The organism is Massilia rhizosphaerae (assembly GCF_016093545.1).
GTDB classification, from domain to species: domain Bacteria; phylum Pseudomonadota; class Gammaproteobacteria; order Burkholderiales; family Burkholderiaceae_D; genus Telluria; species Telluria rhizosphaerae.
Genome location: NZ_JADKYX010000014.1, coordinates 83,030 through 96,328 on the forward strand (window position 1 = coordinate 83,030; position 13,299 = coordinate 96,328).

12 protein-coding genes are annotated in these 13,299 nt (G+C 65.0%); 9 read left to right on the forward strand and 3 right to left on the reverse strand.

The features are described from left to right. Nucleotides 1-10: 10 nt before the first annotated feature. The 9 genes from ISF28_RS19870 (at nt 11) to ISF28_RS19910 (ending at nt 8,754) form a co-directional block, all read left to right on the forward strand. Nucleotides 11-865 (forward strand): FliM/FliN family flagellar motor switch protein, encoded by an 855-nt coding sequence (locus ISF28_RS19870; protein ID WP_198118914.1) that lies wholly within the window; start codon nt 11-13, stop codon nt 863-865. Nucleotides 866-870: 5 nt separating this feature from the next. Then, a complete protein-coding gene (locus tag ISF28_RS19875) occupies nt 871-1,248 on the forward strand; it encodes a FliM/FliN family flagellar motor switch protein (protein WP_198118915.1) in 378 nt (125 codons plus the stop codon). After that, nucleotides 1,245-2,024, forward strand: a complete 780-nt coding sequence (gene fliP, locus ISF28_RS19880) for a flagellar type III secretion system pore protein FliP (RefSeq protein ID WP_198118916.1) — start codon at nt 1,245-1,247, stop codon at nt 2,022-2,024. The genes ISF28_RS19875 and fliP overlap by 4 nt, the downstream gene beginning before the upstream one ends. Before the next feature lie 19 nt (nt 2,025-2,043). After that, the gene (gene fliQ / locus ISF28_RS19885; protein ID WP_198118917.1) at nt 2,044-2,313 is read left to right on the forward strand and encodes a flagellar biosynthesis protein FliQ; all 270 of its coding nucleotides are present in this window, start codon (nt 2,044-2,046) and stop codon (nt 2,311-2,313) included. After that, complete coding sequence (gene fliR / locus ISF28_RS19890; protein WP_198118918.1) at nt 2,313-3,092, forward strand: flagellar biosynthetic protein FliR; 780 nt, start codon at nt 2,313-2,315, stop codon at nt 3,090-3,092. The genes fliQ and fliR overlap by 1 nt, the downstream gene beginning before the upstream one ends. After that, nucleotides 3,085-4,224 carry a flagellar type III secretion system protein FlhB gene (flhB, locus tag ISF28_RS19895; RefSeq protein WP_198118919.1) on the forward strand — a complete coding sequence of 380 codons (1,140 nt, stop codon included), beginning with the start codon at nt 3,085-3,087 and terminating at the stop codon, nt 4,222-4,224. The genes fliR and flhB overlap by 8 nt, the downstream gene beginning before the upstream one ends. After that, nucleotides 4,221-6,317: a flagellar biosynthesis protein FlhA gene (locus ISF28_RS19900; protein ID WP_198118920.1), complete on the forward strand. Its 2,097-nt coding sequence runs from the start codon at nt 4,221-4,223 to the stop codon at nt 6,315-6,317. Before flhB ends, ISF28_RS19900 begins: the two co-directional genes overlap by 4 nt. 358 nt (nt 6,318-6,675) lie before the next feature. Continuing rightward, on the forward strand, nt 6,676-7,740 hold the full coding sequence (locus ISF28_RS19905) for a transposase (RefSeq protein WP_198118921.1): 1,065 nt from the start codon (nt 6,676-6,678) through the stop codon (nt 7,738-7,740). 315 nt (nt 7,741-8,055) lie between these two features. Further along, nucleotides 8,056-8,754, forward strand: coding sequence for a PEP-CTERM sorting domain-containing protein (locus ISF28_RS19910; protein ID WP_198118922.1), 699 nt, complete (start codon nt 8,056-8,058; stop codon nt 8,752-8,754). A 105-nt stretch (nt 8,755-8,859) separates the two neighbouring features. On the opposite strand, the gene ISF28_RS19915 is transcribed toward ISF28_RS19910, so the two are convergent. The 3 genes from ISF28_RS19915 to ISF28_RS19925 form a co-directional block, all read right to left on the reverse strand. Then, complete coding sequence (locus ISF28_RS19915; RefSeq protein ID WP_198118923.1) at nt 8,860-9,744, reverse strand: hypothetical protein; 885 nt, start codon at nt 9,742-9,744, stop codon at nt 8,860-8,862. 104 nt (nt 9,745-9,848) lie between these two features. Continuing rightward, entirely contained in the window at nt 9,849-10,727 is an 879-nt protein-coding gene (locus tag ISF28_RS19920) for a flagellin N-terminal helical domain-containing protein (protein ID WP_198118924.1), read from the reverse strand. Between the two features lie 226 nt (nt 10,728-10,953). Next, nucleotides 10,954-13,239, reverse strand: a complete 2,286-nt coding sequence (locus tag ISF28_RS19925; protein ID WP_198118925.1) for a beta propeller repeat protein — start codon at nt 13,237-13,239, stop codon at nt 10,954-10,956. Nucleotides 13,240-13,299 lie beyond the last annotated feature (60 nt).

Sequence of the window (13,299 nt, forward strand, 5' to 3'; positions counted from 1 at the left end):
TAATTTGACCATGCCGATTGCAAACCCCGACACCGCCCAGCAGCACCAAGTGCTCGACCCCTCCCTGCTAGGGCGTCCGGTACATCTGCTGCCCCAGTTTGCGACGCGTCTCCAGGAGGAACTGGAAGCCGCGATGCAGGGTAGCGCCCGTCGTTACTGGGCCGGATGGCGCCTCGAACACGTCGAATTCGGCCGTGTGCCGCAAGACCACGGCCTGCGCTGGATGGCCGTGCTGGGCGCCCTGGGCACCGTCGCGGTGACGTTCGAGCGTGGTTTATTACTGACACTGTTGGAACGGCGCTACGGCGGACGTAGCGCAGGCGCAACGCAACGCGACCCGCAAACGGTGCGCGTGACGGCCACCGAGGAACGGCTGAGCGTCGTCTTGACGCAACAGATGGTGGATTTGTTGTATGCACGCGTCGCTGTCAGTGTGGCAATGGAGGTCGCGCCGCGGCCCGTCCCGGCCAATGCCGTGGTTGCTTCGGCAATGCCCGGCGAGAGCAACTGGGCCGTGTGCGTGCGGGTACGTGATAACAACGACAATACCGGCCAGTTCTGGATCGCGCCCGACCAGCAACTGATGGCCACGATCCTGGGCACGCTGCGCCCAGAAAATGTCCGCCCGACCACCGCGCGCGGTCCGGCCGAGCCGCTTGCGACCAGGCTCCAGGTCAAACTGGACGGCCGTCTGGTCAGCAAGGAAATCACCCTGGGCGCATTGTTCGACCTCAAGGTGGGCGACGTGATTCCGGTGAACGTGGGCCGGGCCGACGTCCTGCTCGACGAGGCGCGGTTGTTCACCGCCGCCGTCGCCGAGCACAAAGGCAAACTGTGTTTAACCTCTTTTGAAGACGCCGAGTAATCAACATGAACCTGAACGATCAATTCGCCGCGAGCGCCGATAGCGACGATAGCGACATCCTCATCGACGACGCACCGGTTGCCGACGAATCCGCGCACGCACCGGCGGCCGCCCCGAAAGCGGCCCAGCGCCTGCCGCAGATGATGCGCCGCATCCCGGTGACGCTGACGCTGGAAGTAGGTTCGGCCCGCATCTCGCTGCAGGAACTGATGGCGATCGGCCCGGACAGCGTGCTGCCGCTCGACGCCATGGCGGGCGAGCCGCTCGTCATCAAGGTCAACGGCGCCGCGATCGGACGCGCCGAAGTGGTCGTCGCGGGCGAGCAGTACGGCCTCAAGGTGATCGATCTGGACGGCCTGAACCTGGACCTGATCGCGTCATGACGTTGCAACGCCGCGGCGCCGCCGTGCGCCGCCACGCGCCGGTCATCGTGGCCGGCGCCGTTCTTTTGCTGGCCAGCGCGGGCGTGTGGGCCGCCCCGGCGGGACAGGACGTCCTCCCGGGCGTGATCCCCGGCTCCTCCAGCGGCCTGACGGTGAAGTCGCAGATCCTCGTCCTGATGACCATCCTCGGGCTGCTGCCCGTGATGGTCATGATGATGACGAGCTTCACGCGCTTCGTGATCGTGTTGTCGCTGCTGCGCCAGGCCCTGGGCCTGCAGCAGGGCCTGCCCAACCGGATCGTCACCGGCGTGGCGCTGATCCTCACGCTGCTCGTCATGCGCCCGGTCGGCGAGCAGGTCTGGAACGAGGCCTTCGTCCCGTACGACAAGGACAAGATCTCGCTGGAGCAGGCGCTGAAGATCGCCGAGGTGCCGCTGTCGCGCTTCATGCTGGCCCAGACGAGCAAGACGGCGCTGGCCCAGATCGCGCACCTGGCCGGCGAGCCGGCCGAGATGAAGCCGATGGAGCGCGGCTTCACCGTGAAGCTGGCCGCGTTCGTGCTGTCCGAGCTCAAGAGCGCGTTCCAGATCGGCTGCATGTTGTTCATTCCGTTCCTGATCATCGACCTGGTGGTGTCGTCGGTGCTGATGGCGATGGGCATGATGATGCTGTCGCCCCTCGTCATCTCGCTGCCGTTCAAGCTGCTGCTGTTCGTGCTGGTCGATGGCTGGACCCTGACCGTGAATACCCTCGTCGGCAGCATCCACGGCATCTAGCCGGCTGCACACTACTCGTATGACTCCTGATATCGCCGTCGACTTCGTCGTCGAAGCCCTGCAGCTGGTGATGCTGCTCGTGATGGTGCTGGTGGTGCCCGGTCTCGTGGCCGGCGTCATCGTCGCCCTCGTGCAGGCCGCCACCCAGATCAACGAGCAGACGCTGAGCTTCCTGCCGCGTCTTCTCGTGACCCTGCTGGCCCTGATCCTCGCGGGTCACTGGATGACCGGCAAACTGATGGACTATTGCGTGAGCGTGTTCCAGCGCGCCGCGACCCTGGTCGGCTGATGCTCGAAGTCTCCCACCTGCTGCTGCCGATCATCAGCGCGCTGTGGTGGCCGTTCTGCCGCATCATGGCGCTGCTGTCGACGGCGCCCGTCATCGGCGACGCGCTGGTGCCGGTGCCCGTGCGCGCGCTGCTGTCCGTGGTGCTCGCGTTCCTGATGCTGCCGCTGACGAAAGGCGCCGTGATGCCCGACCCGTTCTCGCTCGCCGGCGTCGTCGTGATGGTCGAGCAGGCCGTGATCGGCGGCGTGATCGGCCTCGCGCTGCAGCTGACGATGGCCGTCGTGAACATGCTCGGCTTCCTCGTCTCGAGCCAGGTGGGCTTTTCGATGGCGCAGATGAACGACCCGTTGAACGGCCAGCAGTCGGACGTGATCTCGGGCCTGCTCGGCATCGTCGCGATCCTCGTGTTCTTCGCGGTCGACGGCCACCTCGTGCTCGCGGGCGTGCTGGGCCAGAGCTTCAAGGCCTGGCCGGTCGGCGGCGGCTACGACAACCTGCTGCTGCAGACGGTGGCGCTGAACGTGGGCTGGGTGTTCTCGGCCGCGATCCTGCTGGCGCTGCCGATCGTGTTTTCGACGATGGTGGTGCAGATCGGCTTCGGTTTCCTGAACCGCGTGGCGCCGTCGCTGAACCTGTTCTCGCTGGGCTTTTCGCTGGTGACGCTGTTCGGCCTGATGATGCTCGTGCAGGTCGTGCGCTTCATCCCGGAACACTACGTGCAGATGACCAACCAGGTGCTGGAGATGCTCCAGCAGCAGATGAGGGCGGGCCATGGCTGACGGGACCGGCGGCGACAAGACAGAAAAGGCTTCGGCCCAGAAGCTGAAGAAGGCGCGCGAGGAGGGCCATGTCGTCCGCTCCAAGGACCTGGCCACCGCGGTCGGGATCCTGGCCAGCATGAAGCTGTTCGTGTTCCTGCTGCCCGATTACCTGGAATCGTTCCGGTCGCTGTTCCGGCTCGTGTACGCGCCGCTCGGCGCGGCGGGCGCGGTCGAGAACGCGATGTCGGTCGTGTGGAGCGGCGCCGCCGTGCTGCTCGTGAAGATGGTGCTGCCCTTGCTGGGCGTGCCGCTCGCGATCGTGGTGGCGAGCATCGTGCCGGGCGGCCTGATGTTCTCGACGAATAACCTGATGCCGAAGTTCGACCGCTTCTCGCCCGTGAAGAACCTGGGCCAGCTGGCATCAGGCAAGCACTGGACGACGTTCGCGACGTCGGTGGCCAAGGCGGCGCTGCTGGCGGTCGTGCTCGTGCACGTCGTGCGCTCCGCGCTGACGGCATGGGTCGACCTGCAGCGCATGCCGCTGTCCGACGCGCTGCTGCATGGCGCCGGCATGATGTTCGACGGCCTGATGTCGCTGGTCGCCGTGTTCGTGCTGTTCGCGCTGATCGACGTGCCGCTGCAGGTCTTCATGTTCGCCCGCGGCCAGCGCATGAGCAAGCAGGAAGTGAAGGAAGAATACAAGAGCACCGAGGGCAAGCCCGAGATCCGTGCGCGCATCCGCCAGCTGCAGCAGCAGATGGCACGCCGCAACGTGAACAAGACGGTGCCGTCCGCCGACGTGGTGATCGTGAATCCCGAGCACTACGCGGTCGCGCTGAAGTACGACACCAAGCGTGCGGAAGCGCCGTTCGTGGTGGCCAAGGGCATCGACGAGATGGCCCTGTATATCCGCCAGGTCGCGGCGAAGCACCAGATCGAGACGATCGCGCTGCCGCCGCTGGCGCGTGCCATCTACAACACCAGCCAGGTGCAGCAGCAGATTCCCGCCGCGCTGTACCAGGCGGTGTCGCAGGTGCTGAACTACGTGCTGCAATTGAATGCTTTCCGTGCGGGGCGGCGCCAGGCGCCCCCGCGTTTCCCGAATGACGTGGCCGTGCCGGCCGCATTGAGTGAGGTATCCCCGACATGAATTTCCTGAACAGCTTGATGCTCGAGCTGCGCCGCCAGAAGATCGCCACGCCGGCGTTCCTGCTGACGATTCTGGCGATGATCATGCTCCCGCTGCCGCCGGTGCTGCTGGACATCCTGTTCACGTTCAACATCGTGCTGGCGCTGATCGTGATCCTGGTGTCCGTGTCGTCCAGGCGCCCGCTGGACTTCTCGGTCTTCCCGACCGTCATCCTCGGCACCACCTTGCTGCGCCTCGCGCTGAACGTGGCGTCCACGCGCGTCGTGCTGCTGCACGGCCACGAGGGCACGGCGGCGGCCGGCCACGTGATCGAGGCGTTCGGCAACGTCGTCATCGGCGGCAACTTCGTCGTCGGTATCGTCGTCTTCGTGATCCTCATGATCATCAACTTCGTCGTCGTGACGAAGGGTTCCGAACGGATCTCCGAAGTGTCCGCACGCTTCACGCTGGACGCGCTGCCCGGCAAGCAGATGGCGATCGACGCCGACCTGAACGCGGGCCTGATCAACCAGGAAAAGGCACAGCTGCGCCGCAAGGAAGTGGCGTCCGAAGCGGACTTCTACGGCGCCATGGACGGCGCCTCGAAGTTCGTGCGCGGCGATGCGATCGCGTCGATCCTCATCCTGCTCATCAACATGATCGGCGGCGTCGCGATCGGCGCGCTGATGCACGACCTGTCGTTCGGCGACGCCTTCCGCCAGTATGCGCTGCTGACCATCGGCGACGGTCTCGTGGCCCAGGTGCCGGCGCTGCTGCTGTCGGCCGCGGCGGCGATCCTCGTCACCCGCATCAGCGACTCGGGCGACTTCGAACAGCAGGTCGGCGGCCAGCTGCTGGCCAACCCCACGGTGCTGTACTCGGCCGCCGGCGTGATGGTCATCCTGGCCATGGTGCCGGGCATGCCGTCGTTCTACTTCATGGTGTTCGCGGGCGCCCTCGGCTACGTCGGCTTCCGGCTCGCGCGCGAGGAGGTGAAGGCGCCGGACGAATCCAGCGTGGCCGCCATCGAAGCGGCGCTGCGCGACGACCGCGTGCCGGAACTCGACTGGCAGCAGCTGCCGGTCGTGCAGCCGATCTCGATCACCGTCGGCTACAAGCTCGTGCACCTTCTCGACAAGGCGCAGGGCGAAGTGCTGCCCAAGCGGATCAAGGGCGTGCGCCAGAGCCTCTCGGAGCAGATGGGTCTCCTGCTGCCTCCGATCGGCGTGCGCGACGACCTGACCCTGCGGCCGAACCAGTACGCGATCGCGATCAACGGCACCGTCGTGGCCGAGGGCGAGGTCGTGCCGGAATGCCTGATGGCGATCCCGTCGCCGAACGTGTACGGCGAGATCGACGGCATCCCGGGCATCGAGCCGGCGTTCGGCATGGCCGTCACCTGGATCGATCCGGAGCAGAAGGCCCACGCGCTGGGGCAGGGCTACCAGGTCGTCGAGGTGCCGAGCGCGATCGCCACGCACACGTCCAAGGTGGCGCGCGACTACATGGCGGAGCTGTTCCGCCACGAAGACGTGCCGGCGCTGATGGAACGCCTGACGGCGCTGTCGCCCAAGCTGGCGGGCGCGCTGGACAAGGCGCTCACGCACACCCAGCTGCTGCGCGTGTTCCGCGTGCTGCTGGCCGAGAACGTGTCGCTGAAGGACATCGTCGTCATCGCGACGACCCTGCTGGACAGCTCGGAGACGACGAAGGATCCGATCCTGCTCGCGGCCGAAGTGCGCTGCTCGCTGCGCCGCCAGATCGTGTCGGGCCTGTACGGCAAGAAGAAGGACATGCCCGCGTTTAACCTGTCGGGCGAGCTGGAAAACATGCTGCTCGGTTCCCTGAACCAGGCGCGCCAGAACAATGGCGGCAAGGTCGTGCTGGACAACTACCCGATCGATCCGCAACTGCTGTCGCAGCTGCAGCTGAACATGCCGGTGGCGCGCGAGCAGATGAAGCAGCAGCACACGCCGCCGCTGCTCCTGGTGCTGCCGCAGATCCGCCCGCTGCTGGCCCGCTACGCGCGCCTGTTCGCGCCGGGGCTGAACGTGCTGTCGTATAACGAGATTCCGGAGAATCGTGAGGTGGCGATCATCGGCACGGTCGGCTGATCCGGCATTTGATGGCTATAGGGTCTCACCCTTTAAAGGTCACTCTACAGCACAATTCTTGTTGCTCATCAGCGCTCTGCCGTAAAACTAAATTTGGTAAAGCTGGTGGCGGTCCGTCGCGCTCCGGAGCTTTCTTCCATAAATCAGGTGGATTCGTCGTACCCATAGCCCGGACGGAATTGCGGCAGGGCGACGATCGTGGGAGTGCTTAATTGCGTGAAGCAATAGAGGATGAGGCTCTTGCAAAACTAGCGGGGAACGAGGTTTTCGCCTGACGTGGCGAGGAAAAACGAGGCGGGATGGGTGGCCATTGCTGGCATGATGATGGTTCTCTACGCCAATCATCGACACCCACGCCATGGAGGCTACCCGACCCGCCCAAATCATGCAACGCTGGAAAGCGATTCAATACGAGGTGTTGCCCGGCCTGGGCGCCGAGGTTGGTTCCCTGACGCCTAAACTGGAGCGGGTGGTGCACGTGCTGGAGTGGGCGCGCATCGAGGAATTCGTCTCCGATTCCTGGTGCGGCACGGGCCGTCCTCCGCACACGCGGGCCTGGCTGGCCAACGCGTTTGTCGCCAAGGCGGTGCTGAACATCGGCACCACGGTCGGTCTGATCGAGCGGCTGACGATCGACCGGGCGCTGCGCCGCATCTGTGGCTTCGCGCCGTTCTCCAAGCTGCTGTCGGCGGCGACGTTTTCCCGCGCCTTTGGCGAATTCGCCGAGGCCAAGCTGGGCGAGCGTGCGCACGAGGCATTGATACGGGAGCAGCTGGGCGACCGGTTGATTGGCCACCTCAGCCGCGACGGCACGGCCATCCCGGCGCGCGAGCGGCCGGCCAGGAAGCCGGCGCGACAAGCGGCCGTGAAGGCCACGACCGGATCGCCGATCCGGCGCCAGCTGGTGCAAACGCTGGCGCGGATGCTGGCCGAACTGCCCACCGCGTGCGACCGGGGCACCAAGTGCAACGCCCAGGGATACAAGACCAGCTGGAACGGCTACAAACTGCATGTCGACACCGCCGACTGCGGCGTCCCCGTCGCCGCCGTGCTGACTTCGGCTTCGATGCATGACAGCCGCGCCGCCGTGCCGCTGTCGTATCTCAGCAAGGAGCATGTCACCAACCTGTACGACCTGATGGACGCCGCCTACTGTAGCAGGGAGCTGCATGCCCACAGCCGCGACCTGGGGCATGTGCTCCTGATCGACCACAATCCGCGTGGCGGCGAGAAGGAAGAGTTCGAACCCGCCGACGCCGTGCGCTACCGCGAACGCAGCGCCGCAGAGCGGACCAACGCCCGTCTCAAGGACGAATTCGGCGCCCGCGCCATCATGGTCAGGGGCCATATCAAGGTCATGTGCCATTTGATGTTCGGCCTGCTCGCCTTGAGCGTCGACCAATTGTTGCGGTTACGAAGATGACCTTGCCGCCCGCTGTGATCCGCAAATCGCCGTGCGCCGCCCCGGCGCGGCGCTGTCACGCCCGTGCCATCACCGAAACCATGATTCCGCCACCATAACGACCGCTCAATGTGGCCGCCATCATGAAAATGCACTTACACACAGTGCGCTTGCATGATGCCGGCCTGAATTCGGCGGGAGGTTTTGCAATTGCCTCATTAGTATTTGCATATAGAAATAAAAATAGACTACATTCATCTTTTATTTCAAAACATTAATATTGTCATTTCATCTTTAAAATAGAATTTTCCACAGCAAAAGAGGAATGAATTGAAAATGAGGAAATTTGCCTTTGCCACATTGGCATTTGCGGTTGCGGGTGTTGCGAACGCGACGGTAATGACTCTGAGTATGAGCGGTTATATCAACAATGGTTATGACAGCTTGGGACTTTTTGGTGGCAATGGAGCGCTAGGAGGTAAGTACACGTTAACCGTGAGTGTCGATTTGGATAGACCAATTCATTACTCCTCGAGTCCAGGAAGCTACGCCGGCGAAGACTCGACTGGACCATTTAATGTTGCTGCAACAGTGAATGGCATAACTTATACGTTTGCCGTGGCCAACAATGTAAGTATGTATGAGGGGGTTTCTACTTCCGGGGTACTGCTCTACGGCACTGGCACAGACGAACTCGGAAGACTGGTTACTCTACACGAGAGTGTGATGCAGAGAATGGCTGTGACTTCATTGACGGATTACATGTATCTCTCATCGCCACCAACTCCGATTCCTGACCCAATAGTCAGTTTAAGGATCGGTTCAGGTAACGCGGTTACGTTGTTCAACTCATATATTGCGAGAACCGTGATCTTGAACGGCGATCCCGTGACGCTCCCTCAATCGGCAGCACCAGCTCCCGGCCCAACTGCCAGTCCTGCATCTACCTCGGTCCCCGAACCGGCCTCCGCGTTGCTGTTCGGCGCAGGGCTGCTGGGCCTAGCGGGCTTGCGACGTCGCAAAAATCGCTGCTAGAGTGCTCGAGGCTTGGTGGGTAGCTTTGTGCACGCGCGACGAAACTGCAACCATCTTTAAAGGGCTGGCACCTCGTGTCCACCAAACCGATGCGGTCCGCGAACATTATGGCGGTCCGGCCCCGTCGCGCTGTTCGGCAGGCAACAAAAGCGCCAGTTCGGCCATCGCGCGGAACACCGGCAGGCTGAGGGCGGCGGCCGCCTCGGTCGACGGCAGGCGCGCGTGCACGCGGCCTTCCGGCAGGGCGTCGCGCCACGTCCAGCCGAGCACCCGCAGGCCGGCGCGGCGCACGGCGTCTTCCAGCTGCGGCTGCAGCGCGCGCAGGTGCACGAGGGTTTCCGCATTCGGCGTGCACAGTTCCAGCATGACGCCGTCGGCCAGCGGCTCGGCCTGCACGGTGACGACGCTGCCGTCGGCCAGCATCAGTTCCAGGCGCAGCGCGGTACGGCGGCGGCGCCGCTGGGATTTCGATGGTTGTTCCTCTTCCCCGATCACGCGCAGGTGCTGTGCCTGCGGCCCGTGCGCGTGCACGGTGAAGCGCCACGCGTCGGGCGGCAGGGTGGCCAGGTCGGCCTGGCGCAGCACGCGCGCATCCAGTCCACTCTGCAGCAGTGCGCCGGGCAGAATTTGCCCGCGCTGTTGCTGGGATGCCTGGATCGCGCGCGTGACGAGCTGGCTGCCGTAGCTGCGCACCATGCCGCGCCAGGAGGTCGCGAGCGCGCCGCCGTCCGGGCTCGGCCACGTGAGCTGGCGGGCCATGACGACCTGGTCGGGGCGCATCGCCGCGGCGTCCGGCAAGCCGTCGCCGGCGGACGGGGCGGGCACCGCCTGCGCCGCGGGCAGCGGCAACGGGAGCGCCTCGAGCTCGGCCTGCAGCAGCGCGACCGGGACGGCGGCCGCGACCGCGTCGACCGGCGCCGCCGGCATCGCACCGGGGGCGCTCGCCGGCACGACGGGTGGCGGAAGGGCGGAGAAGGAAAGGCTGGCCATGATCTCGGCAGTGTAAAGTGAAAAGGCCAGCTTGCGGCTGGCCTTTTGCGAATCCCGGCCGTGTCAGCCCGGGAGGTGGCCTCGCGGCCCTGCGATGACTGCGATTACTGCAGCAGGGACATGACCATCGACGACATGCTGTTGGTCTGCTTCAGCATGGCGGTGCCGGCTTGCATCAGCATCTGGTTCGACGTCATGTTCGACGATTCGGTCGCGAAGTCGACGTCCATGATGCGGCCGGTCGCGGCTTGCGTGTTGCTCGAGATGTTCGACAGGTTGTTGTAGACGTGGTCGAGGCGGTTCGAGATCGCGCCCAGCTTCGAACGCAGGGCACTGACGCTATCGATGGCGGTCGACAGCTTGCCGATGGTCCCGTTGGCGTTGGTAGCGTTGATTTCGGAGCCGGGCCCGGCGGCGGCAGCCCCGGTGGCGCCATCGTACTGGGTTGCGGCCAAAGCGATGTTGGAGTGAGCGTCGGACAGCTCGGTGGTGAAGTCGGCGGACATTTTCTCCGTCGAGTCGGCGCCGATCTGGAAAGTGATGGCGGTGGCCATTTTGCCGCTGCCACTGGTCAGAAGTTTGCTGCCGCCGAAACTGGTGTTGGACATGATGTTGCCCAGTTCGTTGCTCAGCTGGTCGAACTCGCCCTGCATCGCGGTCTGGTCGTTGGTCGAGGACGAGCCGTCGGCGGCCTGGGTTGCCAGGTCTTTCATGCGGACCAGGATGTTGTTGACTTCGGACAGCGCGCCGTCGGCGGTCTGCAGCATCGAGATCGAGTTCTGGGTGTTGCGCATTGCGACGGCCATGCCGCTGCTCTGGGCTTTCAGGCGGGTCGCGATCTGCAGGCCGGCGGCGTCGTCCATTGCCGAGTTGATACGGTAACCGGTCGACAGGCGGGTCATCGAGGTCGACAGGCTGTTCTGGGTGCGGCTCAGGGAATTCTGTGCGGAAAGCGATGCGACGTTGGTGTGAAGGCTCAGCATGATATGGCTCCTAGTGGCTTGGATACTGTTGGGAGGTTGCGCATCTCGCGCTCTCACAAGTACAGGACGACCATTTGGCGCGAGTCATTAAATGCCGAGTGGAAATTTTTTTGAAAAATTTTTGAGGGCGTGCGCGGGAGCGGAATCCCGGTTTCGCCCGTTGTGTATATGGCATCCCGACGGCACCCGGCAAGAATCGCCGGGGCCGCGCGCCGGAACGCCTGTCTCAGTTGGTCGACTTGCCGACGATGAGGCCGCGGCCGCCCAGGTAGAGGGTGCCGAATTCCTTCGGATCGCCGGTGATCACCGTGGCGGCGCCATACTGGTGCTGGGCGTCGTCGACCCGGACCCAGTTCTGGCCCGTGTCGGTGGAGCGGAAGATGCCCTGCACGCCGCCCACGGTCCCCGACAGATACATGGCCGGATAGCTCGCCCCGGTCGCCGCCTTGCCGAAGCCCAGCGCCTTGGCGGCGGTCACGTTCGCCAGCTTGGTCCACGCGCCCTGTCCCCAGTTGTTGTTGTGGTACAGGCCTTGCCAGTTGACCAGCCAGACGTCGCCGCGCACGCCGGCCGGCGTGACCAGGTTGTCGGACCATGCCGGGATGCCGTTCGTGTTGCTGCTCGAATTGGCCGCCCACCAGCTGGCGCCCCTGCTGTTGCTGAGGTAGAGGATGCCCGTGGGGCGGTCGTAGGCGTAGAACACGGTGGGATCGGCACCGTCCGATGCGATCAGCGCCGACTTCGGTACCCCGATGGTCTGCCACGAATTGCCCATGTCGGTCGAGCGCACCGTCGGCGCGGTCCACGTCGACCAGATGATCGACGTGGTGGCGGGGTTGGTACTGGTGTCGGTGGACATCGCCACGTGGCCGCCGCCCGCCGTCGACGGGCCGTTGCTGCCGAATGCCTGCCAGCTGTAGCCGCCGTTGGTCGACACGGCGCCGAAATGCTTGTTGGCCGCCGGCTGCCAGTCGTCGGTGCCGACGCGCACCACCAGCCTGGAGTCGGTCTTGGCGTAATCGAGCGACCAGGTGTCCTTGCAGCTCGGTCCCGTGAACGGGGACTGCGGGTAGACGTTCACGTCCGTGTGGGTGAAGCCGCACACGTCGCCGGCGCCGGTCAGGACGGGGTAGGCGTTCCACACATTGGGAAGCGGCGATTTCAGGTCCAGGATGGCCGTTTCCGCGACACCGTTTTCGCCGTAGGCCCAGGTGGTCCCGGCCGCGGTGAGGTTCTTCGTTTCCCAGATGCCGCCGCCGAACGAGACGAATGCGTGATTGACGTCGTACGGGTCGAGGATGGAGCCGCCCCAGTTGCCGAAGTCGTTCACCGGGCCGTTCGCGGTGCGCCACGGTTCCGCGCTGGTGTCGAAGTGGGCGTTCGGCAGGATGTCGGTCCAGTGCGCGCCGCCGTCGGTGGAGCGGTACATGGTCTCGACCTGCGCGCCCGTGCCGGCGTACCAGTCGATGGTGTTCACCGTCAGCCAACCCGGCCGCCACGGATCGACCGACAGGCCCGCGAAGCCGTACGACTTGGGCGAGACCGGGCCGTTCGGCGTGACGTCGGCCCACTGGTCCTGGCTCGCGACGTTGATTTTCCAGACTTCGCCGCCGATCAGGCCGCCGGGGCCGTAGTTGTTGCCCTGGCCGTAGTTGGCGGCGCGCGCGAACGTGACGTAGAGGTAGCCGTCGGGACCGATCTGGCCACGCTGCGGGAAGGCGCCGGCGGCCGGTCCGCCCCACAGCCGCGACCACGAGTTGCCGCCGTCGGTGCTCTTGTAGACCGGGATGCCGTTGTCGGCGGCCGACTGGGTGTTCACGCCCACATAGATGGTCGGTGTCGCGTTGCCGGACGTGCCGGATTCCTTGCGGAAGGCGATGAAGGCGATGCCGGCGCCCGTGCCGTCGCTCGTCAGCACGTTGAAGTTCGGCAGGCGGTTCCAGTGCTGGCCGCCGTCGACGCTCTTCCAGATGCCGTTGGTGGCGGCGTTGGCGCTCGCATTGCCGGTGCCGTAGAACAGGATGTTGCCGTTGTTCGGATCGACCTGCAGTTTCTCGCCGGCCTGGCGGCCGCTCTCGTTGCCGCCCGCCGAGAACTGCAACGTCGAGGTGGTGAAGCTGCGGCCCTGGTCGTTCGAGGCCATGAAGATGGCCTTGTCGGTGCCGTTGCCGTAGCCGCCGCCGCCCACCATGTAGAACTTGCGCGCATCGCTGGGATCGACGGCGATCGAGTCGACCCCCATCGCATAGCCGAGGCTGGGCGGCAGCCAGTCGTTCAGCGGAATCCAGGTGCTGGTCGACGCATCGTAGCGGTAGGCGCCGCCCACGTCCGTCTTCGCATAGAACAGGCCTTGCTGGCCCGGATGGGCGAGGAAGCCGTCGACATAGCCCGTGCCGCCGATTTTCGCGTTACTCCAGGTGTAGGTGGGCGCGGCCGAGGCGGCGGGCACGCAGGCCATGCCGAACGCCGCCAGCAGCGCCGCGGTCACGCCCGTGGAAGCAAGCAGTTTCATAGGTATCTCGCTTTCGTCAAGTGAAGGAGTGTCCCGGCGTCTCCTCGCCGGGGGGATTTC

Excerpts from the sequence above, each read along its gene's own strand:
- ISF28_RS19870 (WP_198118914.1), top strand. The coding sequence starts at position 11 with ATGCCGATTGCAAACCCCGACACCGCCCAGCAGCACCAAGTGCTCGAC.
- ISF28_RS19875 (WP_198118915.1), top strand. The coding sequence starts at position 871 with ATGAACCTGAACGATCAATTCGCCGCGAGCGCCGATAGCGACGATAGC.
- fliP (WP_198118916.1), top strand. The coding sequence starts at position 1,245 with ATGACGTTGCAACGCCGCGGCGCCGCCGTGCGCCGCCACGCGCCGGTC.
- fliQ (WP_198118917.1), top strand. The coding sequence starts at position 2,044 with ATGACTCCTGATATCGCCGTCGACTTCGTCGTCGAAGCCCTGCAGCTG.
- fliR (WP_198118918.1), top strand. The coding sequence starts at position 2,313 with ATGCTCGAAGTCTCCCACCTGCTGCTGCCGATCATCAGCGCGCTGTGG.
- flhB (WP_198118919.1), top strand. The coding sequence starts at position 3,085 with ATGGCTGACGGGACCGGCGGCGACAAGACAGAAAAGGCTTCGGCCCAG.
- ISF28_RS19900 (WP_198118920.1), top strand. The coding sequence starts at position 4,221 with ATGAATTTCCTGAACAGCTTGATGCTCGAGCTGCGCCGCCAGAAGATC.
- ISF28_RS19905 (WP_198118921.1), top strand. The coding sequence starts at position 6,676 with ATGGAGGCTACCCGACCCGCCCAAATCATGCAACGCTGGAAAGCGATT.
- ISF28_RS19910 (WP_198118922.1), top strand. The coding sequence starts at position 8,056 with ATGAGGAAATTTGCCTTTGCCACATTGGCATTTGCGGTTGCGGGTGTT.
- ISF28_RS19915 (WP_198118923.1), bottom strand. The coding sequence starts at position 9,744 with ATGGCCAGCCTTTCCTTCTCCGCCCTTCCGCCACCCGTCGTGCCGGCG.
- ISF28_RS19920 (WP_198118924.1), bottom strand. The coding sequence starts at position 10,727 with ATGCTGAGCCTTCACACCAACGTCGCATCGCTTTCCGCACAGAATTCC.
- ISF28_RS19925 (WP_198118925.1), bottom strand. The coding sequence starts at position 13,239 with ATGAAACTGCTTGCTTCCACGGGCGTGACCGCGGCGCTGCTGGCGGCG.